Origin of the sequence: Micromonospora sp. CPCC 206061 (genome assembly GCF_036906915.1) — a bacterium.
Lineage (GTDB): Bacteria > Actinomycetota > Actinomycetes > Mycobacteriales > Micromonosporaceae > Phytohabitans.
Genome location: NZ_JBAKHX010000028.1, coordinates 51,988 through 77,022, shown reverse-complemented (window position 1 = coordinate 77,022; position 25,035 = coordinate 51,988). Strand labels below are relative to the sequence as shown.

Annotated in this window: 25 protein-coding genes; 17 read left to right on the top strand and 8 right to left on the bottom strand. The window is 73.0% G+C overall.

Annotation, left to right across the window (positions count from 1 at the left end; genetic code table 11):
• Window positions 1-98: 98 nt before the first annotated feature.
• Together V6V89_RS20195 and V6V89_RS20190 are read left to right on the top strand one after the other, a co-directional pair.
• Window positions 99-1,226 carry an acyl-CoA dehydrogenase family protein gene (locus V6V89_RS20195; RefSeq protein ID WP_334620722.1) on the top strand — a complete coding sequence of 376 codons (1,128 nt, stop codon included), beginning with the start codon at window positions 99-101 and terminating at the stop codon, window positions 1,224-1,226.
• A 24-nt stretch (window positions 1,227-1,250) separates the two neighbouring features.
• Window positions 1,251-1,703 carry an Lrp/AsnC family transcriptional regulator gene (locus V6V89_RS20190; protein WP_334620721.1) on the top strand — a complete coding sequence of 151 codons (453 nt, stop codon included), beginning with the start codon at window positions 1,251-1,253 and terminating at the stop codon, window positions 1,701-1,703.
• Here the strand turns inward: V6V89_RS20190 and V6V89_RS20185 are convergent.
• The gene (locus tag V6V89_RS20185; protein WP_334620720.1) at window positions 1,687-2,247 is read right to left on the bottom strand and encodes a histidine phosphatase family protein; all 561 of its coding nucleotides are present in this window, start codon (window positions 2,245-2,247) and stop codon (window positions 1,687-1,689) included. The two genes, V6V89_RS20190 and V6V89_RS20185, sit on opposite strands and share 17 nt — an antisense overlap.
• A 114-nt stretch (window positions 2,248-2,361) precedes the next feature.
• Here V6V89_RS20185 and V6V89_RS20180 point away from each other — a divergent pair, with 114 nt between their 5' ends.
• Both V6V89_RS20180 and V6V89_RS20175 read left to right on the top strand, forming a co-directional pair.
• Window positions 2,362-3,060, top strand: a complete 699-nt coding sequence (locus tag V6V89_RS20180) for an SDR family NAD(P)-dependent oxidoreductase (RefSeq protein WP_334620719.1) — start codon at window positions 2,362-2,364, stop codon at window positions 3,058-3,060.
• Between the two features lie 127 nt (window positions 3,061-3,187).
• Window positions 3,188-3,379 (top strand): CsbD family protein, encoded by a 192-nt coding sequence (locus V6V89_RS20175; protein WP_334620718.1) that lies wholly within the window; start codon window positions 3,188-3,190, stop codon window positions 3,377-3,379.
• 13 nt (window positions 3,380-3,392) lie between these two features.
• Here V6V89_RS20175 and V6V89_RS20170 read toward each other — a convergent pair whose 3' ends face one another.
• Window positions 3,393-4,772, bottom strand: coding sequence for a KamA family radical SAM protein (locus V6V89_RS20170; protein ID WP_334620740.1), 1,380 nt, complete (start codon window positions 4,770-4,772; stop codon window positions 3,393-3,395).
• Window positions 4,773-4,817: 45 nt separating this feature from the next.
• On the opposite strand from V6V89_RS20170, the gene V6V89_RS20165 reads away from it, so the two are divergent.
• The 9 genes from V6V89_RS20165 to V6V89_RS20125 all read left to right on the top strand — a co-directional run bounded on the left by V6V89_RS20165 (window position 4,818) and on the right by V6V89_RS20125 (window position 14,509).
• The gene (locus V6V89_RS20165; protein WP_334620717.1) at window positions 4,818-5,828 is read left to right on the top strand and encodes a hypothetical protein; all 1,011 of its coding nucleotides are present in this window, start codon (window positions 4,818-4,820) and stop codon (window positions 5,826-5,828) included.
• Entirely contained in the window at window positions 5,825-7,348 is a 1,524-nt protein-coding gene (locus tag V6V89_RS20160; protein WP_334620716.1) for an amidohydrolase, read from the top strand. Before V6V89_RS20165 ends, V6V89_RS20160 begins: the two co-directional genes overlap by 4 nt.
• Before the next feature lies 1 nt (window position 7,349).
• The gene (locus tag V6V89_RS20155) at window positions 7,350-8,948 is read left to right on the top strand and encodes a lysine 5,6-aminomutase subunit alpha (protein WP_334620715.1); all 1,599 of its coding nucleotides are present in this window, start codon (window positions 7,350-7,352) and stop codon (window positions 8,946-8,948) included.
• The gene (locus tag V6V89_RS20150; RefSeq protein WP_334620714.1) at window positions 8,945-9,700 is read left to right on the top strand and encodes an OAM dimerization domain-containing protein; all 756 of its coding nucleotides are present in this window, start codon (window positions 8,945-8,947) and stop codon (window positions 9,698-9,700) included. The genes V6V89_RS20155 and V6V89_RS20150 overlap by 4 nt, the downstream gene beginning before the upstream one ends.
• Window positions 9,697-10,062: a hotdog domain-containing protein gene (locus V6V89_RS20145; RefSeq protein ID WP_334620713.1), complete on the top strand. Its 366-nt coding sequence runs from the start codon at window positions 9,697-9,699 to the stop codon at window positions 10,060-10,062. The genes V6V89_RS20150 and V6V89_RS20145 overlap by 4 nt, the downstream gene beginning before the upstream one ends.
• Window positions 10,059-11,354: a glutamate mutase L gene (locus V6V89_RS20140; RefSeq protein ID WP_334620712.1), complete on the top strand. Its 1,296-nt coding sequence runs from the start codon at window positions 10,059-10,061 to the stop codon at window positions 11,352-11,354. The genes V6V89_RS20145 and V6V89_RS20140 overlap by 4 nt, the downstream gene beginning before the upstream one ends.
• Window positions 11,355-11,722: 368 nt before the next feature.
• Window positions 11,723-13,291 (top strand): apolipoprotein N-acyltransferase, encoded by a 1,569-nt coding sequence (gene lnt / locus V6V89_RS20135; protein WP_334620739.1) that lies wholly within the window; start codon window positions 11,723-11,725, stop codon window positions 13,289-13,291.
• On the top strand, window positions 13,284-14,045 hold the full coding sequence (locus tag V6V89_RS20130) for a polyprenol monophosphomannose synthase (RefSeq protein ID WP_334620711.1): 762 nt from the start codon (window positions 13,284-13,286) through the stop codon (window positions 14,043-14,045). The genes lnt and V6V89_RS20130 overlap by 8 nt, the downstream gene beginning before the upstream one ends.
• Window positions 14,042-14,509, top strand: coding sequence for an FxsA family protein (locus tag V6V89_RS20125; protein ID WP_334620710.1), 468 nt, complete (start codon window positions 14,042-14,044; stop codon window positions 14,507-14,509). Before V6V89_RS20130 ends, V6V89_RS20125 begins: the two co-directional genes overlap by 4 nt.
• A gap of 59 nt (window positions 14,510-14,568) precedes the next feature.
• Here the strand turns inward: V6V89_RS20125 and V6V89_RS20120 are convergent, their stop codons facing one another.
• The 3 genes from V6V89_RS20120 to V6V89_RS20110 all read right to left on the bottom strand — a co-directional run bounded on the left by V6V89_RS20120 (window position 14,569) and on the right by V6V89_RS20110 (window position 17,249).
• Window positions 14,569-14,907 (bottom strand): RNA polymerase-binding protein RbpA, encoded by a 339-nt coding sequence (locus V6V89_RS20120; protein WP_334620709.1) that lies wholly within the window; start codon window positions 14,905-14,907, stop codon window positions 14,569-14,571.
• Window positions 14,908-15,038: 131 nt separating this feature from the next.
• Window positions 15,039-16,157 carry a hypothetical protein gene (locus V6V89_RS20115; protein ID WP_334620708.1) on the bottom strand — a complete coding sequence of 373 codons (1,119 nt, stop codon included), beginning with the start codon at window positions 16,155-16,157 and terminating at the stop codon, window positions 15,039-15,041.
• Between the two features lie 108 nt (window positions 16,158-16,265).
• Window positions 16,266-17,249 (bottom strand): helix-turn-helix transcriptional regulator, encoded by a 984-nt coding sequence (locus V6V89_RS20110; RefSeq protein WP_334620707.1) that lies wholly within the window; start codon window positions 17,247-17,249, stop codon window positions 16,266-16,268.
• A 448-nt stretch (window positions 17,250-17,697) separates the two neighbouring features.
• On the opposite strand from V6V89_RS20110, the gene V6V89_RS20105 reads away from it, so the two are divergent.
• Entirely contained in the window at window positions 17,698-18,348 is a 651-nt protein-coding gene (locus V6V89_RS20105) for a carbonic anhydrase (protein WP_334620706.1), read from the top strand.
• Window positions 18,349-18,410: 62 nt separating this feature from the next.
• On the top strand, window positions 18,411-19,088 hold the full coding sequence (locus tag V6V89_RS20100; protein WP_334620705.1) for a hypothetical protein: 678 nt from the start codon (window positions 18,411-18,413) through the stop codon (window positions 19,086-19,088).
• Here the strand turns inward: V6V89_RS20100 and V6V89_RS20095 are convergent.
• The 3 genes from V6V89_RS20095 to V6V89_RS20085 form a co-directional block, all read right to left on the bottom strand.
• On the bottom strand, window positions 19,075-19,629 hold the full coding sequence (locus V6V89_RS20095) for a YdeI/OmpD-associated family protein (RefSeq protein WP_334620704.1): 555 nt from the start codon (window positions 19,627-19,629) through the stop codon (window positions 19,075-19,077). The genes V6V89_RS20100 and V6V89_RS20095 overlap by 14 nt on opposite strands.
• Window positions 19,630-19,738: 109 nt before the next feature.
• Complete coding sequence (locus tag V6V89_RS20090) at window positions 19,739-20,347, bottom strand: response regulator transcription factor (RefSeq protein WP_334620738.1); 609 nt, start codon at window positions 20,345-20,347, stop codon at window positions 19,739-19,741.
• A gap of 41 nt (window positions 20,348-20,388) precedes the next feature.
• The gene (locus V6V89_RS20085; RefSeq protein WP_334620703.1) at window positions 20,389-21,657 is read right to left on the bottom strand and encodes a sensor histidine kinase; all 1,269 of its coding nucleotides are present in this window, start codon (window positions 21,655-21,657) and stop codon (window positions 20,389-20,391) included.
• A gap of 194 nt (window positions 21,658-21,851) precedes the next feature.
• Here V6V89_RS20085 and V6V89_RS20080 point away from each other — a divergent pair, with 194 nt between their 5' ends.
• Both V6V89_RS20080 and V6V89_RS20075 read left to right on the top strand, forming a co-directional pair.
• Window positions 21,852-22,541: an ABC transporter ATP-binding protein gene (locus V6V89_RS20080; protein ID WP_334620702.1), complete on the top strand. Its 690-nt coding sequence runs from the start codon at window positions 21,852-21,854 to the stop codon at window positions 22,539-22,541.
• A complete protein-coding gene (locus tag V6V89_RS20075; protein WP_334620701.1) occupies window positions 22,538-25,009 on the top strand; it encodes an FtsX-like permease family protein in 2,472 nt (823 codons plus the stop codon). Before V6V89_RS20080 ends, V6V89_RS20075 begins: the two co-directional genes overlap by 4 nt.
• Window positions 25,010-25,035: the final 26 nt, after the last annotated feature.

Below are 25,035 nucleotides of genomic sequence, written 5' to 3'. Positions count from 1 at the left end.
CGCGACCGGACCTTCCGGTACGGGCTCGACCTGGTGCTCGACGGCGTGGCGGCGCGCCTGCCCTCATCCCTTCCCTAACGAGCGTTAAGATTGCGGGCATGGAGCGCCTCCTGCCCACCGACGACGCGTACCAGCTGCTGGGTCTCGCGACCGAGATCGCCGACGGCGAGCTCGCCCCGCGGGCCGACGACTTCGAGGCACGCGGCGTGTTCCCACGCGAGGTGGTCCGCACCCTCGGCCGCGCCGGCCTGCTCGGCCTGCCCTACCCGGAGGAGCACGGCGGCGCCGCCCAGCCGTACGAGGTGTACCTCCAGGTGGTCGAGGTCCTCGCCAGTCGGTGGCTGGCCGTCGCCGAGGCAGTCAGCGTGCACACGCTGTCCTGCTATCCCGTGTACGCGCACGGCGGCGAGCAGCTGCGCAAGCTATTGCCCGACATGCTCGGCGGCGAGCTGCTCGGGGCGTACTGCCTGTCCGAGCCGCAGGGCGGCTCCGACGCGGCCGCCCTGGCGACCAAGGCGACCCGCGACGGCGACGACTACGTCGTCACCGGCACCAAGGCGTGGATCACGCACGCCGGCCAGGCCGACTTCTACAACGTCTTCTGCCGCACCGGCGGGCCCGGCCCGCGCGGGATCTCGTGCCTGCTGGCAGACGCCGCCACCCCGGGCATCCTGCCGCAGGCAGCCGAGAAGACCATGGGGCTGCGCTCGTCTCCGGTGGCGCAGATCGTCTTCGACGAGGCGCGGGTGCCCGCCGACCGACTCGTCGGCGAACTCGGCGACGGCTTCAGGATCGCCATGGAGGCGCTGGACTCCGGGCGGCTCGGCATCGCCGCCTGCGCGGTCGGGCTCGCACAGGCGGCCCTGGACTACGCGGTCGCGTACGCGCGGGAGAGGGAGCAGTTCGGGCGCTCCATCCTGGACTTCCAGGGGCTGCGGTTCATGCTCGCCGACGCGGCGACCGGGATCTCGGCGGCTCGCGCGCTGACCCTGGCGGCCGCTCGGCTGCGCGACGCCGGCCGGCCGTACTCGGCGGAAGCGGCGAAGGCCAAGCTGTTCGCCACCGACATGGCCATGCGGGTGACCACCGACGCGGTGCAGGTGATGGGCGGGTACGGCTACGTGCAGGACCACCCGGTCGAGCGGTACATGCGCGAGGCCAAGGTGCTGCAGATCGTCGAAGGCACCAACCAGATCCAACGCTTGGTCATATCCCGCTCTCTCTAGAGCCCGGGGTGTATTTTTCTGGCCGTGGAAGAGACGGACCGCGCGATCGTCGCGGCACTGACCGCGGACGGCCGCCTGTCGTACACCGACCTCGCCGACAAGGTGGGACTGTCGGTATCGGCGGTACATCAGCGGGTACGGCGGCTGGAGCAGCGCGGCATCGTCAAGGGATACACGGCACGGGTCTCGTACGAGGCGCTGAGCCTGCCGCTGACCGCGTTCGTGGCGATCCGGCCCTTCGACCCGTCGCAGCCTGACGACGCCCCGGAGCGCCTCTCGCACCTGCCCGAGATCGACTCGTGCTACTCGGTGGCGGGGGAGGACTTCTACATGCTCCTGGTGCGGGTCGCCAGCCCCGCCGACCTGGAGCGCCTGCTCCAGGAGATCCGCACCGCCGCCAACGTCACCACCCGCACCACCGTGGTCCTGTCCACGCCGTACGAGGGACGGCCGCCCCGGATCAGCAATTCCACCTGAGGATCACCGGGCGGCCGTGCTCGTGGCCCAGCACCGACAGCGTCGCCGTGTCCAGCCGCAGCAGGCCGCCCCCCGACGGCGGCAGCCCGACCCACCGCGCACCCAGCACGCGCAGGGCGTGCGCGTGCCCGACGATCGCGACGTCCCCGTCGAACGTTTTCGCGTGGGCCAGCACCCGGTCCAGCCGTGCGCCCACCTGCTCGGGGGACTCGCCGCGGGGCGCGCCGTCCGTCCACAGGTTCCACCGCGGGTCGCGGGTGCGGTGGATCTCGTCGGTGGTGACGCCCTCGTAGTCGCCGTAGTTCCACTCGGCGAGGTCGTCGTCGACCGCGGTCACGGCGAGCTTGGCCAGCTCGGCGGTGCGTAGCGCCCGCTTGCGCGGGCTGCTCAACACCGTCGCGAACGGCCAGCCGGCAAGGCGGTCGGCCAGGTCGCGGGCCTGGCGCTCCCCGTCGGGCGTCAGCTCGATGTCCGTGTACGAGGTGTGCCTGTGCCCCAGGCTCCACTCGGTCTGCCCATGCCTGACCAAAACGATGTCCCCCACGCGCCTAGTCAACCAGACCCCGCCTGTAACCCAGCCTCCTAGGATGCCGTAGCGGGTGTGGCCCGCTCCACACTCGTTGCCTGGCAAGATCGCGGGATGCGAAAGGTGGCGTTGGTGACGGGGTCGGTATCCGGGATCGGGCTGGCCACGGCGCGACGGTTGGCGGCGGACGGGATGAGCGTGGCGGTCCACTCGCGGTCCAGTCGCGCGGCGGGGGTCGCGTTGGCGGAGGAGCTTGGCGGGTCGTATCACCAGGCCGATCTGGCTGACGACACGGCCGCCAGTGAGTTGGTGCCGCGCGTGGTGGGGGAGCACGGGCGTCTCGACGTACTCGTGAACAACGCCGGCATCAGCTGGCCGGTGCCGCACGCCGACCTGTCCGGGCTGACCGCCGACGACTGGCGCCGGCTGCTCGACGTGAACCTGATCGCGCCCTGGCTGCTGTGCACGGCGGCGCTGCCGGCCCTGCGCGAGTCGGGCGGATGCGTCGTGAACGTCACCAGCCACGCCGGGGTCCGGCCGAAGGGGAGCTCGGTCGCGTACGCCGCCAGCAAGGCCGCGCTCAACCACGTCACGAAGCTGCTGGCCGCGGCCCTCGGACCCGACGTCCGCGTCAACGCGGTCGCTCCGGGGCTCGTCGACACGCCGCTCACCGCCGACTGGACCGCCGCGCAGGAGTTGTGGAGGACCTCGAGCCCGATGCGCCGCGCGGCCCAGCCCTCCGACGTCGCCGCCCTGATCTCGATGCTCGTCCACCACTCGTACCTCACGGGAGAGGTCATCCTCTTGGACGGCGGCCTGAACCTCCGCTAGAAGACCTTCAAACTAGCGTCCTAGGACGCCTTACAGGGTGTGTCAGGCCGCACAGGGGGAGAAGGCGTTTTCGACGACCACGAACGGGGCACCTTGACGGGGATGGTTACTTCGGAAGGAGTGACAGATGAGCTTCACCGATAAGGCACGCAACAAGGCCGAAGAGCTCAAGGCCGAGGCCAAGGAGCGCTACGGCGACGCGACGGACGACGAGCGTCTGCAGGCCGAGGGTGCGCGTGAGCACACTGGGGCGAAGGCGAAGCAGGCCGGCGAGCACGTCAAGGACGCCGGGCGGGACGTCAAGGACGCGTTCAGCTAAAGGTCGCTCAGGGTTAGAGGGCGCTGCCTCCATCGGAGGCGGCGCCCTCTTGTTGCTTGCGCCACCACTTCTGGCCGGACTCGGGCAGGGTGTCGATCGGGTCGTAGTACGGGTACTGGCGGGCCAGCGCCTCGTCGTCTTCGGACTCCAGCGAGGTGCGGTAGTTCTTGGTCCAGTACGAGATGCCGTGCTCGCGGTCGTACTCGGTGACCATGTGCACCCACCGCTTCCCCACGAACGGCACGTCGCAGACGATGCGCGGTGTCGCGTATCCGGGCAGGTAGCCCATCAGGTCGTGCTGGAGCTGCTGGGCCTGCCAGACGGCGACGCGCCAGTGTTCGGCGCCGGGGATCATGTCGCACATGTAGAAGTAGTACGGCAGGATGCCGGCCTCCCCCTGCAGGGCGAAGCACAGGTCGAGCAGGTCGGTGGAGGTGGCGTTGACGCCGCGCATGAGGACGCCCTGGTTGCGTACGTCGCGGACGCCCACCTCGAGGGCGGTCTGCGCGGCGCGGGCGACCAGCGGGGTGAGCGACTGTACGTGGTTGACGTGGGTGTGGATGGCGAGGTTGACGCCGCGGCGGGCGGCGGTGCGGGCGACGCGTTCGAGTCCTTCGACGACCTGGGGCTGGAGCCAGTGTTGCGGTAGGCCCATGAGCGCCTTGGTGGCGAGCCGGATGTCGCGGATGGTTTCGATGTCGAGCAGCCGCATGAGGTACGACTCGAGGTGTTTCCAGGGGACGTTGGCGACGTCGCCGCCGGAGACGACGACGTCGCGTACGCCGGGGTGGGCGTTGAGGTAAGCGATGTGGGCGTCGTAGCGGTCGACGGGTTTGAGGGTGAGTTTGAGCTTGTCGACGGCGGGTGTGGAGTTGCCGACGAGGTCCATGCGGGTGCAGTGGCCGCAGTATTGGGGGCAGGTGGAGAGCAGTTCGGCGAGGACTTTGGTGGGGTACCGGTGGGTGAGGCCTTCGGCGACCCACATGTCGTGTTCGTGGAGCGAGTCGCGGCTGGCGTTGGGGTGTGACGGCCAGTCGGTGCGGCGGTCGCTGGCGATGGGGATCATGTATCGCCGGATGGGGTCGCCGTGGAGGTCGTCGGTGTTCATGGTGTTGAGCATTTGTGGCGGTACCAGCATGGACATGGTGGCGGCGCCTTGCTGGTCGGCGAGCAGGTCGTCGTAGAAGGCGTCGGGTGCGAGGTCGCCGAGGACGGTGTGGAGCTGTTTGGTGTTCTTGACGCAGTGGGCGCGCTGCCATTGGGCCGATTCCCATTGCTCGCGGGTGACGTCGCGCCAGCCTGGGAAGCGGGTCCAGTCGGGTTCGACGAGTTCGCGGCGGCGGTACTCGTATGGCTGCGTCACCGGACCCCCTTGTAGAAATCTTCCTGCGATCTAGTTAATCTACCGTAAGACTTCCCGCACAGAGAGGCAACGGGCGTGAGTTCACCGGTTGGGCTGCATCGGGTGCTGGCGCCGGCGGGAGTGCTGCCGCAGGCGGCGCAACGGCTGGACGCCCGCTCGGAGATCAGCGCGGACGAGGTGCGGATAGCCGTGGAGCGGCTGAACCTGGACGCGGCCAGCTTCCGCCAGCTCGCGCAGAAGCACGGCGGCGACGGTGACAGGGTGCGCGCCGAGGTGCTGGACATCATCGGCACCCGGGGCAAGATGCAGAACCCGGTCACCGGCTCGGGCGGGATGCTGATCGGCACGGTCGACGAGGTGGGCCCGGACTCCCCGCTCGGTCTCACGAAGGGCGACCGGGTGGCGACGCTGGTGTCCCTCACCCTCACACCCCTCGCGGTCACCGACGGGCTGGTCGGGTGGGACGGGCGCAGCGAGCAGGTGCCGTGTGTGGGTCACGCGATCCTGTTCGCCCGGTCGGTGGCGGCGGTGCTGCCGGACGACCTGGATCCGCGGCTGGCCCTGGCGGTGCTGGACGTGTGCGGTGCGCCGGCGCTGACGGCGCGGGTGGTGCGGCCGGGCGCGAGCGTGGCGGTGGTGGGTGGCGCGGGCAAGAGCGGTTCGCTGTCGCTGGCGGCCGCGCGGCGGGCGGGCGCCGGCCGTACCGTCGGGGTCGTCCCCACGCAGGCGGAGGCCGCGTTGCTGCGCGGAGCCGGCCTCGCCGATCACGTCGCGGTCGCCGACGCCCGCGACCCGGTGGCGTTGGCGGCGGCGGTTGGCGAGCCGGTGGACGTGACCGTGGTGTGCGTGGACGTGCCGGGCTGCGAGCACGGGGCGATCCTGGCGACCGCGGACGGCGGCACCGTGGTCTTCTTCTCGATGGCGACCAGCTTCGCCGCGGCGGCGTTGGGCGCGGAGGGACTGGCCGCGGACGTGACGATGCTGGTGGGCAACGGGTATGTGCCGGGCCACGCCGAATATGCCCTCGGCCTGGTGCGCGAAGTTCCCGGCGTGCGGAAACTGTTCGAGGGCAGACTGACCCTATGACTTCGACCCTGTACCGCAACGGCCGCGTCTACTGCCCCGCCGACCCGTCCGCGACGGCACTGCTGGTGCGCGACGGGGCGATCGCGTGGTTGGGGCCGGACGCCGACGCTCCTTCCGCGGACGTGACCGTCGACCTGGGCGGCGCGCTGGTGACCCCGGCGTTCGTCGACGCGCACGTGCATGCCACGAGTACCGGACTGGTGCTGTCCGGATTGGACCTGTCGGGCACGCGGTCGGCGGCGCAGGTGCTGGACGCGGTGGCGGGGCGGGCGGCCGGGCTCCCTGGCGACGCGGTGGTGATCGGGCACGGCTGGGACGAGACCACGTGGGACGACCAGCGCAAACCGGACGCGGCGGAGCTCGACCGGGCCGCCGGTGGCCGCCGGGTGTACCTGTCGCAGGCGTCGATCCATTCGGCGCTGTGCTCCAGCGCGCTGCTGCCGGTGGCGGCCGGGCTGCCCGGGTACCAGGAATCAGGGTGGGTGCGCAGGGACGCGCATCACGCGGTGCGCGAGCTGGCGCTGGGCTCGATCCCGGCGTCGCAGCGCCGCTCGGCGCAGGCGGCGACGCTGCGACGGGCGGCGGCGCTGGGGATCGCCGCCGTGCACGAGTGCGGCGGGCCGGGCACGTCGAGCGAGGCCGACTTCGCGGGCCTGCTCGGCATCGCCGGGGGGCAGCTTCCGGAGGTGTACGGGTACTGGGGTGAGCTGCTGGCCGCTGGCAAGGCCAAGGAGTTGGGTGCCGTGGGGGCGGGTGGCGACCTGTACGCGGATGGGGCGTTGGGGTCGCAGACGGCGCACCTGTCGGAGTCGTACCTGGACGCGGACAGCCGCGGGCACGGGTATGTGACGGCGGAGCAGGTGCGTGACCATCTGCTGGACTGCGCGGCGCACGGGATCCAGGGCGGGTTCCACGCGATCGGTGACGCGGCGATCTCGACGGTGTTGGCCGGGTTCACGGACGCGGCCCGCAAGCTGGGTGTGGATCGGGTGCGGCAGGCGCGGCACCGGGTCGAGCACGCCGAGATCATGAACAAGCGGCTGATCGCCGGGTTCGTCGAGTACGGGATCGTGGCGAGCATGCAGCCGGCGTTCGACCGGTTGTGGGGCGGCGAGGAGCAGATGTACGCCCAGCGGCTGGGGGTGGCGCGGTCGCTGGAGTCGAACCCGATGGGGGCGTTGCACGGGGTGGGTGTCGCCCTGGCGTTCGGTTCGGATTCGCCGGTGACGCCGCTGGACCCGTGGGGCGGCGTGCGGGCGGCCGTCCGGCATTTCAACCCGGTGCACCGGATGAGCGTGAAGGCGGCGTTCGCGGCGTACAGCCGGGGTGGTTGGCGGGCGGCGCATCGTGATCACGAGGGGGTGCTGGCGTTGGGTGCGCCGGCGACGTTCGCGGTGTGGGAGACCCCGGCGGGTGTCGACGGCGGGCTGCCGGTGCTGTCCGGTGAGGACGGCGAGCCGGCGGCTTTGCCGGTGTGCCGCCGCACGGTCCTGCGCGGCAACGTGATCTTCGAGGAGTGAGATGAGCAAACCGTCGCGATCACCGCGATCCTCCGCCAACGCTGGACCATCAAAACTCAACCTCGATCCGGCCCTGGTGGCGCGGGCTCGGGAGCTGGCGGCGGTGGCGGGGCGGCCGGTGGTGGACCTGGCGCGGGCGCACACCACGGTGTCGGTGGAGCGGGCGGTGCTGCGGCTGGCCGGTGTGGCGGGCGCGGACCCGGACGGTATCCCGTGGGTGAACCGCCTCGTCGACGCGGTCGCCGCCGATGTCGGGCTGGGCCATGGTGTGGCGGTGCCGGTCTTCGACGCCCTCGCTCGTGAGGGGCTCGAAGACCTGACGCTGCTGGCGCAGAAGGCGGCTGCCGGGTCGGTGCGGTTCGCGGTACCCGAAAGGTCGCGGACGGCGCGGGCGGCGGCGCGCAAGCAGGTCCGCGCGGGTCTGCACCGGATCGACCGGCGGCGCGCGGAGCGGGAGCGCCTGGTCCGCCGGCACGGCGATCCTGCGCGGCGGCCGTGGATCTACCTGATCGTGGCGACCGGCGACATCTACGAGGACATCCCGCAGGCGCAGGCGGCGGCGCGGGCGGGCGCGGACGTGATCGCGGTGATCCGGTCGACGGGGCAGTCGCTGCTGGACTACGTGCCGGAGGGCGCGACCCGGGAGGGGTTCGCGGGCACCTATGCGACGCAGGAGAACTTCCGGCTGATGCGTGCGGCGCTGGACGAGACGTCGGCTCAGGTGGGCCGGTATGTGCGGCTCACCAACTACGCCAGCGGGCTGTGCATGCCGGAGATGGCGGTGCTGGCCGGCTTGGAACGGCTGGACATGATGCTGAACGACTCGATGTACGGGATCCTGTTTCGCGACATCAACCCGGTTCGCACTTTCGTGGACCAGCGGTTTTCCCGGCAGGTGCACGCCCGGGCCGGCATCATCATCAACACCGGTGAGGACAATTACCTCACCACGGCCGACGCCGTCGACGAGGCGCACACGGTGACCGTGTCGCAGCTGCTCAACGAGTTCTTCGCGCACGAGGCGGGGCTCGCGGACTGGCAGCTGGGGCTCGGGCACGCGTTCGAGATCAACCCGGACGTGCCGGAGTCGTTCCGGCTGGAGTTGGCGCACGCCCTGCTGGCCCGCGAGCTGTTTCCGGATGCGCCGCTGAAGTGGATGCCGCCGACCCGGCACATGACCGGTGACGTGTTCCGCGGCAACCTGCTCGACGGGTTCTTCAACCTGGCCGGTGCGCTGACCGGTCAGGGCATCCTGCTGGTCGGCATGATGACCGAGGCCGTGGTGACGCCGTGGCTGTCCGACCGCGACATCGCGCTGCAGAACGTGCGGTACGTGTTGGGGGCGGCCGGCAACCTGCACGAGGACTTCGCGCCGGCGCCGGGCGGGTTCATCCAGCGGCGGGCGCATGAGGTGCTGGCTGACGCGGTCGCGTTGCTGGAGCGGATCGACTCGTCGCCGGGCGGGCTGTTGTCGGCGATCGCCGACGGGACGTTCGGGATCATGAAGCGGCCCGCGGACCGGGGCAAGGGCCTGGACGGCGTCCACCCCCACGCCCCCGACTATTACAACCCCGCCACCGAGCTGCTGGAGGAGGCGTGAGCGTCGTGCGGCCGTACGGGGACACCACCGGCGACGGGATGGTGCAGGTGTCGTTCACGCTGCCGGTGCCGCACGACAAGCGCGCTGAGGGGGCGGCGTTGCAGCTGGCCGGGAAGATGGGCATGGAGCCGGCGATGCTGGTGCACGCCCGCCAGATGGGTGACGGGTTCACGTTCTTCGTCGTCTACGGGCGGGTGAACCACCTGGTCGATCTGGCAACGGTCAACGTGGTGGAGCGGGACTACCCGCTGCTGACCGCCAAGGACGTCAACACGGTGGTGAAGCGGCGGCTGCGGCGCAAGCTGTCGGTGGTCGGCGCGTGCATCGGCACCGACGCGCACACCGTCGGGATCGACGCGATCCTCAACGTCAAGGGCATCGCCGGCGAGAAGGGCCTGGAGTACTACCGGGAGTTGAAGGTCACCAACCTGGGGGCGCAGGTGACGGTGCCGGAGCTGGTCGAGGCGGCCCGGGCGGAGAAGGCCGACGCGGTGCTGGTGTCGCAGGTGGTCACCCAGCGGGACGCGCACCTGACCAACACGCGGGAGATGTCGGCGGCGTTCCGGGAGGCGTTCGCGGCGGGGCGGCGACCGCTGCTGGTGGTGGGTGGGCCGCGGTTCGACGAGACGATGGCCGGCGAGCTGGGCGTGGACCGGATCTTCGGGCGCGGCACCACCCCGCGCGAGGTGGCCAGCTATCTGGTTTCGGCGCTGGTGCCGGCGGGGGCGGGAAACGGGAGGGCGAAGGCGTGAGTGTGGGTTTGACGGTTACGCACCGGCGGTATGTGCCGTATTCGCACGCGCACTACGCGGGGAGTCTCGTCGACGGGGCCTACGCGCTCGGGTTGTTCGGAGACGTGGCAACCGAGGTGTGTATCCGTACCGACGGGGACGAGGGGCTGTTCGCGTCCTACTCGGACGTGCAGTTCAAGGCGCCGATCCGGGCCGGTGACGTGGTCGAGGCGACCGCCACCGTCACCCGGATGGGCTCGCGCAGCCGGACCGTCGAGTTCACGTGCCGGGTGGTGTGCCGGGGCACCGAGGGGTCGAAGGCGCAGGTGCTGGACCCGCCGATCGTCGCGGTGAGCGCCGTGGGGACCGTTGTGGTGCCGTGAGGGTGGTGTGCGCCGATGTCGGCTCGACGTACACGAAGGTGGCCGTGGTCGACGTGGCCGGCGGCGGCCTGGTGGCGACTGCGGCGCACCCGACGACGCTCGCCGAGGGACCGCTCGCGGGCCTGAGGGCCGCCGTCGCCGCGAGCGGCGCCGCAGGCCCGCGAGCGGCGGACGAGTGGTACGTGTGCTCCTCGGCCGGTGGCGGGCTGCGGTTGGCGGTGATCGGGTACGAGGAGCTCGTCACCGCGCAGGCCGGACACCGGGTCGGGTTGTCGGCCGGGGCGCGGGTGGTGCACGTGGCGGCGGGGCGGCTGGACCGGGCGGGGCTGGCCGGGGTGCGCGCGGCGCGGCCGGACGTGCTGCTGCTGGTGGGCGGCACCGACGGCGGTGACGCGGAGACCCTTGTGCACAACGCGAAGCGGCTGAGCCGGTGGCGGGTGCCTACCGTGGTCGCCGGTAACGCGGACGCCCGCGGCGAGGTGACCGCCGTGCTGCCGCACGCCGTGGTGACCGCGAACGTGTTGCCCCGCATCGGGGTGCTCGATCCGGGGCCGGCGCGGGCGGCGATCCGGGAGATGTTCCTGCGGCATGTGATCGGCGGCCGGTTCGGCCGGGAGTTCGCGCGGCTGGTCAGGGCGGCCACCCCGGACGCGGTGCTGACGGCGGTGGAGTTGCTGGCCGACCACACCGGCGGTGGCCTGCTCGTCGTCGACGTGGGCGGCGCCACCACGGACGTGTATTCGGCGCTGCCGCCCGGTGCGGAGCAGCTGGCCGAGGCGGCCGGGACGCTGGCCCGGGCCCGCACTGTGGAAGGTGACCTCGGGGTGCGGTGGAACGCGCCCGGCGTACTGGCCGCGGCCACCGCCGAGCGGATCGCCCACAGTGGACTGGCGCAGCAGGCCGCGGCGCGCGCCGCCGACCCCGGGCTGCTGACCGACGACGGCGCCGACCGGGAGCTGGCCACGCTCGCCGCGACGGTGGCGCTGCGCCGCCACGCCCGTGGGGAGCCGGGCGGACGGGGCCGGCGGGATCTGCGGGACGTGCGGCTGGTCGTGGGCTCGGGCGGGGCGCTGCGGCACGCGAAGCCGGCTGACGCGCTGGGCGTACTCGACGCCCTGCTGGCGGACCACGGCGGCGGGTGGCCGGTGCCGCGGGCCGCGGGCCGGGTTGTCGACAGCGATTACGTCCTGGCCGCCGCCGGCCTCCTCGCGGGTGACCACCCGGCGGCCGCGCTCGCACTTGTGAAAGATCACATCGAAACACGCCGGGCGCCGACACGCCGAGATGGTTGACAGCCCACCCGGTCCGGCGCGTACCGTCTTTAGGTCCTACTACGGGAAAGCGGCTGTTGTTCGCTTCGTCCCTTCGCCCGCTGGCCGAGCGGTGCCCCTCGGAGGGCCAGTCTCACCAGGTCCAGAGGGCGGGGGTCGGCGGGGCGGCGCGAACCGGTCGTTGTCCGGTGTGTGGGCAGGGGGGTACCGCGGCCAGTAGACAACGGCGCGGCGTGGGCAGCCAGTACGCGTCCCGTCGGTCCGAAGGTCGCGGCGGGTCAACTGCCGCACCGGCCGGGGGAGGGCTTCGGAGCATCGGGGCGCCGCCACAGGTGGCGCCCCGATTTCCCATCCGGTGATCGTTCGGCGGTACTGTTCGGCGGGTGACGATGGTGGAGCCAGCCGAGACCGCGGTGAGCGACGGCGACAGCGAAGACAGACCGCCGCGCCCCCTGCCGCTGCCGGTCGCGGTGGCCGCGGCGGTGGCCGCCGGTCTGCTGCTGCTGCTGGCGTTCCCGCCGTACGGGCTGTGGTTCCTCGCCCCAGCCGGGGTGGCGCTGCTGGCCGCGGCGGTGCACCGGCGCCGGTTCCGGGCCGGCCTGGGCCTGGGCCTGCTGGCCGGGCTGACCCTGTTCGCGCTGCTGCTGCGCTGGACCAACCTGCACACCGGGTTCGTGCCGTGGCTGCTGCTGTCCACGCTGGAGGCCGCGTTCCTGGGGCTGCTCGGCGGGGCCGGCGCCACCCTCAGCAAGCTCGTCGACCGGCACCCGTGGGTGTGGCCTGGATCGGTGGCGCTGCTGTGGGTGGCGCAGGAAGCGTTCCGTGACCGGGCACCCTACGGCGGGTTCCCGTGGGGACGGCTCGCGTTCAGCCAGGACGGCTCCCCGTTCGTGGGCCTCGCCGCGATCGGCGGGGCGCCGCTGGTCACGTTCGCCGTCGCCCTGGCCGGCGGCCTTCTCGTGGCGGCCGCCTGGCGCATCCGCGACCGCGCCCCGATCATGACTGGCGGGCTTGTAGCCGGCGCGGTCGCCGTCAGCGCCGCCGGGTTCCTGGTGCCGCTGCACACCCCGTCCGGCACGCCGGTGCGGGTCGCGATCGTGCAGGGCAACGTGCCGCGGATGGGTCTGGACTTCAACGCCCAGCGCCGCGCCGTCCTCGACAACCACGTCAACGCCACCATCGCCCTCGCCGGCCGGGTCGCCGCCGGCCAGGAGCCGCGCCCCGACCTGGTGATCTGGCCGGAGAACGCCAGCGACATCGACCCGCTGCGCAACGCCGACGCCGCCGGCCGCATCGACGACGCCGTCGCCGCGATCGGGGTGCCGATCCTCGTCGGCGCCGTCCTGCAGGGACCGGAGCAGGGGCAGGTGCGCAACGTGGGCCTGCTGTGGCGGCCGGGCGCCGGCGTCGACACCGAGCAGATGTACGTCAAACGGCACCCGGTGCCGTTCGGCGAGTACATCCCGCTGCGCTCCCTCGCCCGCAAGGTCAGCGCCGAGGTGGACCGGGTACGCGACATGGTGCCCGGCGACCATCCCGGCGTGATCCGCACCGGCCCGGTCGTCATCGGCGACGTGATCTGCTTCGAGGTCGCCTACGACGAGGTCGTGCGCGACACCGTCACCGGCGGCGCCGGCATCCTGGTCGTACAGACGAACAACGCCACGTTCGACGAGGCCGAGGCCCGGCAGCAACTGGCGATGGTGCGGCTGCGGGCCGTCGAGCACGGCCGGTCGGCGCTGATGGCCTCCACCGTCGGGGTGTCTGGTTTCGTCGACGCCCACGGCACCGTCTACGATGCGACGGACTTCAATACCCAGGAGGTCGTGGTCAGGGAGTTGGCGCCATCCGGTGCGCGCACGCTGGCCACCCGGCTGGGGTACTGGCCGGAGGTGCTGCTGGTGGTGCTGTTCTTGGGTGTCGTCGGCGGGGCCGTGCGGCTGCGGGTCCGTGGCTGAGGCCGGCTACCCCGGCGTGGGCCGGGTCCTCGTCGTCATCCCCACCTACAACGAGGCCGACAACCTGGGCGTCATCACCGACCGGCTCCGCCGCGCCGTGCCGTGCGTCGACGTGCTGGTCGCCGACGACAACAGCCCCGACGGCACCGGCGCCCTCGCCGACCGGCTCGCCGCCGACGACCCGCGCGTCCACGTGCTGCACCGGCCCGGCAAGCAGGGCCTGGGCGCGGCGTACGTGGCCGGGTTCGCGTGGGCGCGCGAGCACGGGTACGACGCCGTCGTGGAGATGGACGCCGACGGCTCCCACGCACCCGAGGAACTGCCCCGGCTGCTCGACGCGCTGCGCGAGGCCGACGCGGTCCTCGGCTCGCGCTGGGTCGAGGGCGGCAGCGTGAAGAACTGGCCCGCGCACCGGCTGCTGCTGTCCCGCGGCGGCAACCTGTACACGCGGCTGATGCTGGGTATCCCGATACGCGACGCCACCGGCGGCTACCGGGCGTACCGGCTGGCCGTCCTCGACAAGATCGACGCGGGTTCGGTCTCGTCGCAGGGGTACTGCTTCCAGGTCGACCTGGCGTGGCGCGCGGTACGGGAAGGGCTGCGCGTGGTCGAAGTGCCGATCACTTTCGTCGAACGCGAACGCGGCGCCAGCAAGATGAGCCCCGCCATCGTCGGTGAGGCGCTGGTGCGGGTCGCCGGCTGGGGACTACGGGCACGCACCACGTCGCTGCGCCGTGTCATGCTGGACAGATGAGGCGTTCGCTCGCACTCACCCCGTTGCTCCTGGCGTTGACGGCGATCCTGGAGATCGCCGCGTTCGTGCTGATGTCCCGGTGGATCGGCTTCGGCTGGACGCTGCTGGCCGTCGCGGCCCTGTCGGTGCTCGGCGCTTCCCTGCTGCGCCGGGAGGGCATGCGCGCGTGGCGCGGGTTCGTCGCCGCCGCCAACGCCGGGCAGCCGCCCGGTGAGCGGGGCACCGACGGCCTGGTCGGGTTGCTGGCCGGCGTCCTGTTGACGGTGCCCGGCTTCGTCACCGGGGTGGCCGGGCTGCTGCTGGTGATCCCGCCGGTACGGGCGCTGGCGCGCCGCGGCACGCAACGCTGGGCCGAGAAGCGGGTGTCCGCGATGGTGGCCGGTGACCTGTTCGGCCCCCGCAAGGTCAAGGTGCACCAGGGCAGTCCCGAGCGCGACACCCCCATCGAGGGCGAGATCGTCTAGACATACGAAACGCCCCCGTCGACAACGGGGGCGTTTTCGTCGGTGTGCGCGGGTCGGGTCTAGCGACCGCGCCGGTTGCGTACCTCTTGGAGCCGCTCGGCGAGGATGTCTTCCAGCTCGGCGATCGAACGGCGCTCCAGAAGCATGTCCCAGTGCGTGCGCGGGGGCTTGGCCTTCTTCTGCTCAGGCTCGTTGCCGTCGACCAAGCGCGCGACGCTGCCGTCGAACTTGCACTCCCAGGTCGTCGGGACCTCGGCGTCGACGGCGAAGGGCACCTCGAACCGGTGACCCTTGGCGCAGAGGTACTCGCGGGTCTGTCGCGGGGCCAGCTCGGTGTTGCGGTCGGACTCGTAGCTGACTGCTCCCAGACGGCTCCCGCGCAGCATGCGCTCGCCCATGATCGGCTTTCCCCTCGGTTGTGGTGCTGGTCTGCTGGATGTAACGACAGAGGTCGGTCAGGCGATTCCCGACCGGCCCCGGGTCTGATTCGGCATGGTGACAATTCGAGAGTAGCCGGAGTTGGATCTCGTCATCGACCGTGGGCGGCGTTCGTGGCCTCTTGTCCGTTTTGAGGTACGGGCGGGGCGGGCGCCGGGCGCAGGTTCGCCAAAGCGGCGGCCAGGTCGCTGACCTGGGTGGACAGTTGCGCTGCGCGGGCCTGCGCGGCGTCCCGGTCGGCGTCGGCGGCGGCCAGGCGTACGGTCAGCTCCGCCAGCCGGCCCTCGGCGGCGGCCGCGGCCTCGTGCGCGGCCCGTAGCTGGGCCCGCAGCTGTTCCCGGTCGGTGTCGGCGGCGGCCAGCTGGGCGCGGGCGTCGGAGGCCGCCGCGCCGGCGGCCTCGGCCTGCGACCGGGCCGTGCGGGCCTGGTCAGCGGCGGTGCCCGCCTCCGCGCGGAACCGTTCCGCCTGCGCCTGCGACTCGGTCGCGGACCGGGTGGCGCGGTCGGCGTCGGCGCGGGCGGTGTCCCGGTCGCGGCGGGCCTCGGCCAGCTCCCGGTGGGCGGTGTCGCGTTCCTGACGCAGCGCCTGCGCCTCCCGGCGGGCCTCGTCACGGTCGCGGTCGGACTGGTGGCGCAGCGCGTCGGCGGCGGTGGCCGCGCGGTGCGCCTCGTCGCGGGCCGCCTCGGCCGCCTCGGCGAGTTCGGCTGATCGCGCGGCGGCCTGCGCCGACCGTGCGGCATCGCCCTGGGCGGCCACCTTTTCGCGTACCGCTTCGTCAGCCACCTGCCGCGCCTGGGCGAGCGCCACCTCGGCGGCCCGCGCCTGCTGCCGGGCCTCGTCGCGCTCGTTCTGCGCGGCGGCGACCTGGGCGGCCGCCTCCGCGCGCACGTCGGCGACCTGGGCGGCGGCCTCGGCGCGGATCTCGGCGACCTGCCGCTCCACGCCATCCGGGGACAGTTCGGCGTGCAACGCCTCACCGAGGGTCTCGACGACCTGGTCGAGGCGGTCGACGACCTCCCAGGCGCGGGCCACCTGGCCAGCCAGGCCCGGGGCGTTGCGCTGGCGCATCCGCACGTTGCGGGACGCCTTCTGGCAGGCGCCGTCGTTGTCGCGGCAGTAGCGGTACGGGCGCCCGGCGGCGGCCCGCTGCGGGACCGGCCGCCCGCAGTTGGCGCACGGTCGGGTCTCAGCGGCGGCCATGGTGTCCATCGACGCCGAATACTAGGCCGGCGGCGGCGCGGACCGGTGGAGGCGCGCTGGACGTCCAAAGTCTCCCGTGGGACCACGTCGCCGTCGAACCGATCGAGGGCCGCCTGGTCACGAAGCTGCGGTGACCGCCCGCGTCACCCGCTCGCCGAGTGCCCGCAGGTACTCGGCGAGCTCGGGCGGCTCGTGGACCTCGAAGTCGCAGCCCAGCGTCGCCAGGCGCACCGCCAGCCACTCCAGGGTGTCGGTGTGGCTGCGCACCAGACACGAGTTGTCGTCGATCGGCTCGACGTCGCCGGGCCCGTCGCCGACCCGGCCCGCCACCTGAGCGGCCGGCGCGTGCAACGTCACCACCGCCCGGTACGTGCGGGCCAGCGCCGACAGCTGCTGGGTGACGAACGTGGCCGCGTCGTCGGCGGGCAGCTGCCGGGGCGGCACCCGCACCCCGGTGCGGGCCGGGCCGGACACCCGGTCCATCCGGAACGTCCGCCAGTCGCCGCGCTCACAGTCGTAGGCGACCAGGTACCAGCGGCGGCCCGCCGACACCAGGCGGTGCGGCTCGACGAGCCGGTCGCTGGCGGTGCCGTCGTGCGACCGGTACCCGAACCGCAGCCGCTCGTGACCGGTGATCGCCCCCGCCACCGTGGTCAGCGTCTCCGGGGCGACGGTGGGCCGCTCCCACGCCAGCATCGGCTCGGTCGCGGCACCGAGCGCCCCGACCCGCTGCCGCAGCCGCGACGGCAGCACCTGCTCCAGCTTCGCCAGGGCGCGTACCGAGGCCTCCTCGATGCCGGCGACGGCCTGGGCGGCGCCGGCTCGCAGGCCCACCGCGATCGCCACCGCCTCCTCGTCATCCAGCAGCAGCGGCGGCATCGCCGCGCCCGCCACCAGGCGGTACCCGCCGATCGCGCCCATCGTGGCCCGCACCGGGTATCCGAGCTCGCGCAGCCGTTCCACGTCCCGCCGCACTGTGCGCAGGCTCACCTCCAGGCGCTCGGCCAGCTCGCCGCCCGGCCACTCACGCGGGGTCTGTAGCAGTGACAGCAGTTTGAGCAGCCGCCCAGCGGTCTCCAGCCGCGCAGAAAGCTCCGTCATGTGTGCCAGTATCTGGCCTACATGGGCTCTAGCGTTAGAGGCATGACGCCATTTCGCATCGACATCCCCCAGGCCGCTATGGCCGCCGACCTGGCCGCGGCCTTCGCGAAGGTGCGCTGAGGTGCGCCAGTACACGTTCGCGCAGGTGTGCGCGCGGCGCCTCGGCTCGGTGCCGCGCGGACCCGCGAGCTGGAGGCGCAGGTCGCGCGGGTCGGCGAGATCCTCGGACGATCGGCGAGGTCACCGCGGGCCCGCACGCCTGATGACATCGGGTGACCGGCACCCGTCGCCGGCTGACCCGCGCCCGTGCGCCTCGCGCGGATGACCGGAATCTCCTAGTTCGTGGCCCGAAAACTGAGAGGATTTTGGCGGCTGTGGCGTGCGCTACTGCGCGCCGGATCGCCAGGCTCAAAGCTGCGAGTTACGTGACCACTTTCCAGGAGCGGCCATGATCGATCCGCACGCCGGGCACTGGCCGGATGGCCCGCCCGTGACCCCCGACCGCGCCCTCGCCGAACTGCGCGCCGGCAACAGACGCTTCGTCACCGGCACCCGCATCCATCCCAACCAGGACGCCGAGCACCGGGCGGCGCTGGCCGGCGCCCAGACGCCGTTCGCGGTGATGTTCGGCTGCTCCGACTCCCGCCTCGCCGCGGAGATCATCTTCGACCGTGGCCTCGGCGACCTGTTCGTCGTGCGCACCGCCGGGCACACCGTGGGGCCGGAGGTGCTCGGCAGCATCGAGTACGCCATCACCGTGCTGCACACCCCGCTGGTGGTCGTACTCGGGCACAACTCGTGCGGCGCCGTCACCGCCGCCCGCGACGCCGTGGCCGGCGGCGCCCAGCCCACCGGCCACCTGCGCGCCGTCGTCGACGCGATCGTGCCCAGCGTCTCGGTCGCCACCAGCCGCAACATCGACGACATCGACCAGATCGTCGACATCCACATCCAGCGCACCGTCGACCACCTGCTCGCGCACTCCCAGCCCCTCGCCCGCGCCGTCGCGAGCGGCGCGTGCGCGGTCGTCGGCATGTCGTACCAGCTCGGCGACGGCCAGGTCCGCGAGGTGGCCGGCCAGACACAGGCGCTGCAGTAACGGCGTACCAGCCGGTGGACCAGCGCCGCCGGCTGGCACCCCGGCCCGCTACTGTGCCGGCGATGGATCTCGTGACGCTGTGGCGGGCGGTCGGGCCGGCCGAGTTGGAGCAGGTGGCGGCCGCGGGCTGGCGCGCCTGGCCGGCCGCCGACCTGCGTGCCACCCTGTCCCGGACGGCCGCCGCCACGGTCGCCCGGCAGCGGTACGTGCCCGCCGAGGGCGCCGGCTTCGTCACCACGTTCGACGTGCCGCGGCGGTTCCTCGACCGGTACCCGGTCAGCGACGGCGAGTACCGGATTCCCGCCGGCGACGTGCCCGCGCTGAACGCCCAGCTGGCCGGCGCCATCGTCGAGATGTCCGACTACCGCGCGCCGGTACCCGACGATCAGCTCGACCCGGCGCTGCCCGCGGCCTGGCGCGCCTACCTGGCGGGCCCGTCATGGCTGCGCCGCGGCTGGCTCGACACCGGCTGCTACCTGTGGCTGTATCCGCCCGGCGAGGCCGCCGAGCTGCTCGACGCCTGGGGCGAGCCGTCCGTCGCCGCCCACCCGGGCATCGCCATCATCGGCGGCGACGGTAGCCGCGAGCACCTCGCGCTGGACCTGCGCGTGGATCCCCCGCCGGTGCTGATGGTCGAGATCACCAGCGCCGGCTGGGAGGGCACGGTGTGCCAGGCCACCGACGTGGCGTCGTTCCTGGCGCGCGTCGAGGCGGGCACGTTCGACTTCACCTGGGAGTAGACGCGAGGTCCCCGACGGCGCGCTCCACGAGCGTCGCGCGGCGTTGGGGGGTGCGGGCCTTCAACAACGGCAGGATCACCAGGTACTGGCCGGTGCGCCCCAGCGACTCGAAGGCCACCCGGGCCGGCTCGTTCGCGGCAAGGGCCGCCACCAGATCCGGCGGGACCTCGGCGGTGGCCTGCGAGGCGTACGCGGCGTCCCAGCGCCCGTCCGCCCTGGCCCGCTCGATCTCGGCCAGCCCCGCCGGGCGCATCCGCCCGGCCGCGATCAGCTCCTCGGCCCGGCCGACGTTGACCCGCGACCAGGGGCTGCGGGGACCGCGCGGCGAGTACCGCTGCACGTAGTGCTCGGCGTCGCCGCCCTTGCGCTGGCTGTCGATCCAGCCGTAGCACAGCGCCACGTCGAGCGCCTCCTTGATGGTCACGGACGGGACCGTGGCGCCCTTCTTGGCGATGCGCAGCCACACGTCGGGCCGGCAGTCGTGGTGTGCGGCCAGCCACGACTCCCACTCCGCCGCGTCGGCGCAGGTCAGAACGTCCATCACCCGCGCCCGGTCGTCTTCAGGACCTCGAGGCAATGCGGGTTGGCAGCGAAATAGCTGATCGTCGCGAATCCCTTCAACATGTCTACGACGCTACGCGCCGGCTCGGTCACGCCTCGGCTCCCGGGGTGACCAGGCCGGTCTGGTACGCGGCGACCACCGCCTGGACACGGTCGCGCAGGCCGAGCTTGGACAGGATGCGCGCGACATGCGTCTTCACCGTCGCCTCGGACAGGTGCAGGCTGCTGGCCAGCTCGGCGTTGCTCAGGCCCTGGGCCAGCAGCTTGAGCACCTCCACCTCGCGCGGGGTGAGAGCGGCCAGGTCGCGGTGCAGGCTCTGGGCGTCGGGGGCGCGGCGGGCGAACCGCTCCACCAGCCGCCGGGTGATCGCGGGCGCGAGCAGGGCGTCGCCGGTGCGCACCATGCGGACGGCGGCGACCAGGTGCTCGGGCGTGACGTCCTTGAGCAGGAAGCCGCTGGCGCCGGCGGTGAGCGCCGCGTACACGTAGTGGTCGAGGTCGAACGTGGTCAAGATGATCACGCAGGGCTCCTCGGGCGCCCCGGTCAGGATGCGGCGGGTGGCCGCGAGACCGTCGAGCTCGGGCATCCGGATGTCCATCAGCACCACGTCGGGTCTGGTGCGGCGTACCGCGGCGACCGCCTCGACACCGGTGGTCGCCTCGGCCACCACGTCGATCCCGTCGGCGGCGAGGATCATCCGGAACCCCGTCCTGACCAGCACCTGGTCGTCCGCGACGACTACGCGCACGCGCTCTCCTCGATCGGTTCCAGCGGTATGACGGCGCGCACCCGGTAACCGCCGGTGGGGCGCGGGCCGGCGTCCAGGGTGCCACCGTAGATCGCCATCCGCTCCCGCAGGCCCACGAGCCCACGGCCGTTGCCGGTGGCGGTGGAGGCGTTGGGGCGGCCGCCGTTGTCGAGCACCTCGACCCGCAGGTGCTCGACCTCGTACCCGAGGGTCACCGTCGCGGTGGCGCCGGCCGCGTGCTTGACCGTGTTGGTCAACGCCTCCTGCACCACCCGGTACGCGGTCAGCGACACCCCGGCCGGCACGGGCCGGGAGCGGCCCTCCACCGTCAGGTCGACCGGCAGCCCGGCGGCGCGGACCCGCTCGACAAGGGTGACGAGCCCGTCCAGGCCCGGCTGCGGCGCCAGGTCGGGAGCGTCGGCGGCCGGCGAGATCAGCCCCATCACGTGGCGCAGCTCGGCCATCGCGGCCCGGCCGCCGGCCTCGACCGCGAGCAGCGCCTGCCTGGCCTGGTCGGGCGCCGCGTCCATCACCTTGCGGGCGGCCCCGGCCTGGATGACCATCACGCTGACGTTGTGGGTCACCACGTCGTGCAGCTCGCGGGCGATGCGGGCACGCTCCTGCTCGGCGGCGCGGCGCACCGCCTCGGTCTGTTCCCGTTCGAGGGTGAGGGCGCGCATCCGCCACGTGCGCCGGCCCAGGCTCGCCACCACGATCGGCACCAGGATCAGGAACGTGGCGTACTTGTTCGGCACCGTCGGCAGCGCCTCGTCCTGGAACACGCTGACCGCGAGCGCCGCCACCGCCAGGCTCACCATCGTCTGCGCCCGGTACGGGCTGTAGGCGGCGGCGCTGTAGGCGGCCACCACGCAGGCGAAGAACGTCAGCCGCGGGTGCGGGGTCACGACGGTCGCCACGATGACCACCAAGAGCACCGCCAGCGGGTACCGGCGGCGCAGCGCCAGCGCGCCGCAGGCGACCAGCACCACCAGCACCGCGCCCGCTATCTCACCGTCGTCGGCCGGCGGCATGAACGGCGGTGGCGGCACCGGGTAGGGCACGTCCTGGCCGATGACGAGCTCGCGCCCGTGCAGGTCCATCTCTTCGATCGCGTACCAGAGGCCGAGGGCGGCCAGCAGCACCGCCACGGCGGTGTCGAACAACAGGTTGGACAGGCTGGGCCGGGGCAGCGGGTCGAGCCGGCGCAGCAACGGACCGGCCGCCGCACGCAGCCGGCCCGTCCACGTCCCGGCCGTCACGCCGACCATTCTCGCCGACGGCGAAGGCAGCGACGTCCGTCCCGCTGACTACATCGCACGGATGACGCCGCGGCGGGTCATCTGTACGCGGTACCGGCGATGCGTCGCCGGACCGACGCGCCGACCCCCGGCGTCCCCCTAGCGTCGGTCCGACCCCGAGACCGACCCGATAAGGGCAGACAGGAGACCTCACTATGACCACGCCGCTGATCGAGCTGCGCGCGGTGAGCCGCGCGTACGACGGTGGGCCGCCCGCCCTGGACGACGTGTCGCTGAGCGTGGCGCGCGGGGAGGCCGTCGCGATCCTCGGCCCGTCCGGCAGCGGCAAGTCCACGCTGCTGAACCTGGTCGCCGGCCTGGACCGGCCCACCAGCGGCACGGTCACCGTCGACGGCGTACGCGTCGACAGGCTCGGCGAGGCCGCCGCCGCGAAGTACCGGCGGGCCAGCGTCGGGATGGTCTTCCAGTTCTTCAACCTGATCGACGACCTGACCGTCGCCGACAACGTCGTACTGCCCGCGCAGCTCGCCGGCGTACCGGCCCGGCAGGCGCACAAGCGGGCCACCGACCTGCTCGGCATGCTCGGCATCGGCCGGCACGCCAAGGCGTACCCGGGCCGGCTCTCCGGCGGTGAACGGCAGCGGGTCGCGGTCGCCCGCGCGCTGATGAACCGCCCCGCGCTACTGCTCGCCGACGAGCCCACCGGCGCGCTGGACACCGCCTCCGGCGAAGACGTCAAGCGGCTCCTGGTCGACCTGCACGCCGACGGCCAGACCGTAATCGTGGTGACACACGACCTGTCCCTGGCCCGGGACTGCGCCACCCGCACCGTCCGCCTGGTCGACGGCCGCGTCGCCGTCGACGCCGTGGGAGCGGTGCGATGAGCGAGGCAGCTGGCGCGGCGCCGCCTGGACCGAGGAGGGAAGGCGCCGCCTTCAGCGCCGCACGACCGAGCGAACCGGGAGGCTCGGTGCGTGGCCTTGGCAAGGTCGTGCGGTCCGGTGTCGGGCGGCGCCGGGTGCAGACCGTGGCGATCGTGCTGGCCACCGCGATGTCGGTCGCCTCGGCCGTACTGGGCCTGGCGCTGCTGGTGGCGTCGTCGGGACCGTTCGACAAGGCGTTCGCCGAGCAGCGCGGCGCCCACCTGACGGCGAGCTTCGACGCCGGCAAGGTCACCACCGACCAGCTGTCGGCCACCGTCCACGCCACGGGGGTGGCCACGGTGGTCGGCCCGTACCCGACCATGACGGTGAGCCTCGCCGGCGGCCCGAACGGCGAGTTCTCGTTGCCGCCGATGACCATCGCGGGACGCGCCGAGCCCGGCGGCGACGTCGACGCGGTCACGCTCACCGCCGGTCGCTGGGCCACCGCGCCGAACGAGATCGTCCTGTCGGTGGACGGCCCGACGATCGGTGTCGGAAAGTCGTTGCGCGCGCCGGACGCGCCGGGCGGCCCGACGCTCACGATCGTCGGCATCGCCCGGTCGGTCGGCGGCACCGCCGACGCCTGGCTGTCCCCGGCGGGCCTGGCCGCGCTGGGCGAGCCCACCGGGTACCAGATGCTCTACCGCCTCACGACGGCCTCGACCGCCGCGCAGGTCGAGGCGGGCCGCGCCGCGATCGCGGCGGCCGTGCCCGACGGCGCCCTCACCGGCGCGACCTCCTGGCTGACCGTCAAGCAGGAGGCGGTACGCACGATCGCGCTGTTCGTGCCGTTCCTGACCGCGTTCGGCGTGCTGGGCCTGGTCATGTCGGTGCTCGTGGTCGGCAACGTGGTGGCGGGCGCGGTCGGCGCCGCGACCCACCGCATCGGCATCCTCAAGGCGATCGGGTTCACACCGGCGCAGGTGGTGCGGGCGTACGTCATCCAGGCGCTGATCCCGGCGGCCGCGGGCGCCGGGATCGGTGTGATCGTCGGCAACCTGGCCGCCGGTCCGGTGCTGACCCAGACCGAGTCGGTGTACGCGACGGCCGGGCTCGCGGTCGCGCCGTGGATCGACGTGGCGGTGCCGGCCGGGGCGCTGGCGCTGGTGGCGCTCACCGCGTGGATCAGCGCGCTGCGGGCCGGCCGGCTGCGCACCGTCGACGCGCTCGCCGTCGGCCGTACCCCGCGGGCCGGCCGCGGCCGGTGGGCGGCCCGGCTCAGCGCCCGGCTGCCGCTGCCCCGGCCGGTCACGCTCGGCCTGTCCCGCCCGTTCGCGCACCCGGCGCGGGCACTGGCGATGGTCGCGGCGGTCACGTTCGGGGCCGCGGCGGTCACGTTCGGCATCGGCCTGGGCGCCTCGCTGTCGGAGGTGCAGCGTCTGCGCAACCACAACGCCGACGTCACCATCGACGCCATGGGCCCGCCGCAGCAAGGGCCGGAAGGTGGGCCACCGCCAGGGGGTCCGCCACCGCCGGGGGCGGGGCCGAAGCGGCAGGGGTCCGACCCGAACGCCGACGGTCCCGACCCGGCCAAGGTCGCCGCGGCGATCAACGCCCAGTCCGGTACCCAGGGCTTCTACGGCACGTCCCAGCACGAGGTCGCGATCTCGGGCCTGGCCGGCAACGCGACCGTCTACCCGGTCGTCGGCGACGCCTCCGGCTACTGGGAGCTGATCTCGGGTCGCTGGTTCGACGGGCCGGGGGAGGTGGTCGTGCCCACCACCGTGCTGACCGCTACCGGCACGAAGGTCGGCGACACCCTCACCCTGGCCACCGACGGTGCCACCGTGACCGCGCGGATCGTCGGCGAGATCTTCGACACCAGCAACGACGGCCGCAGCGTGTACACCGACGCGACCACCTACCCCGACCGCAAACCCGGTGAGTATCAGGTCGCCGTCCGCCCCGGCACCGACCTGACCAGCTACAGCAAGGCCCTCGACGCCGCCGTCGATTCGCTCGGGCTCAGCGCCTACCCCAGCGTCGACGGCGCCGGCGGGGACATCGCCATCGCGGTGACCGGCCTGGCCACCACCCTCGCCCTGATGCTCGCCGCGATCGCGGCGCTGGGCGTGCTCAACGCCGCCGTCCTCGACACCCGCGAACGCGTCCGCGAGATCGGCATCCACAAGGCGCTGGGCATGGTGCCGAGGCAGACCATCGCCATGGTGGTGGCCTCCGTCGCGGTGGTCGGCCTGGCCGGAGGCCTTTTGGGTACACCCGCCGGCGCGGCCATGCACGCCGCGGTGATGCCCGCGATGGGCGACAGTGCCGGCCTGACGCTGCCCCCGGCGGTGATGCGGGTATATCAGCCGGCCTGGCTCGTCCTGCTCGTCCTGGGTGGACTGGTGATAGCCGTGTTCGGTGCGGTGCTCCCGGCCGGCTGGGCGGCGAAGGTGCGGACCGCAACCGCGTTACGCACCGAGTAGGCGGTTGACCGGCTGCCCTAAGCTGG

Coding starts and splice junctions, on each gene's coding strand:
- V6V89_RS20175 (WP_334620718.1), top strand. CDS start 3,188: ATGAGCTTCACCGATAAGGCACGCAACAAGGCCGAAGAGCTCAAGGCC.
- lnt (WP_334620739.1), top strand. CDS start 11,723: ATGGTGGAGCCAGCCGAGACCGCGGTGAGCGACGGCGACAGCGAAGAC.
- V6V89_RS20095 (WP_334620704.1), bottom strand. CDS start 19,629: ATGGACGTTCTGACCTGCGCCGACGCGGCGGAGTGGGAGTCGTGGCTG.
- V6V89_RS20120 (WP_334620709.1), bottom strand. CDS start 14,907: ATGGGCGAGCGCATGCTGCGCGGGAGCCGTCTGGGAGCAGTCAGCTAC.
- V6V89_RS20080 (WP_334620702.1), top strand. CDS start 21,852: ATGACCACGCCGCTGATCGAGCTGCGCGCGGTGAGCCGCGCGTACGAC.
- V6V89_RS20195 (WP_334620722.1), top strand. CDS start 99: ATGGAGCGCCTCCTGCCCACCGACGACGCGTACCAGCTGCTGGGTCTC.
- V6V89_RS20125 (WP_334620710.1), top strand. CDS start 14,042: ATGAGGCGTTCGCTCGCACTCACCCCGTTGCTCCTGGCGTTGACGGCG.
- V6V89_RS20115 (WP_334620708.1), bottom strand. CDS start 16,157: ATGGACACCATGGCCGCCGCTGAGACCCGACCGTGCGCCAACTGCGGG.
- V6V89_RS20075 (WP_334620701.1), top strand. CDS start 22,538: ATGAGCGAGGCAGCTGGCGCGGCGCCGCCTGGACCGAGGAGGGAAGGC.
- V6V89_RS20160 (WP_334620716.1), top strand. CDS start 5,825: ATGACTTCGACCCTGTACCGCAACGGCCGCGTCTACTGCCCCGCCGAC.
- V6V89_RS20090 (WP_334620738.1), bottom strand. CDS start 20,347: ATGATCCTCGCCGCCGACGGGATCGACGTGGTGGCCGAGGCGACCACC.
- V6V89_RS20155 (WP_334620715.1), top strand. CDS start 7,350: ATGAGCAAACCGTCGCGATCACCGCGATCCTCCGCCAACGCTGGACCA.
- V6V89_RS20105 (WP_334620706.1), top strand. CDS start 17,698: ATGATCGATCCGCACGCCGGGCACTGGCCGGATGGCCCGCCCGTGACC.
- V6V89_RS20110 (WP_334620707.1), bottom strand. CDS start 17,249: ATGACGGAGCTTTCTGCGCGGCTGGAGACCGCTGGGCGGCTGCTCAAA.
- V6V89_RS20100 (WP_334620705.1), top strand. CDS start 18,411: ATGGATCTCGTGACGCTGTGGCGGGCGGTCGGGCCGGCCGAGTTGGAG.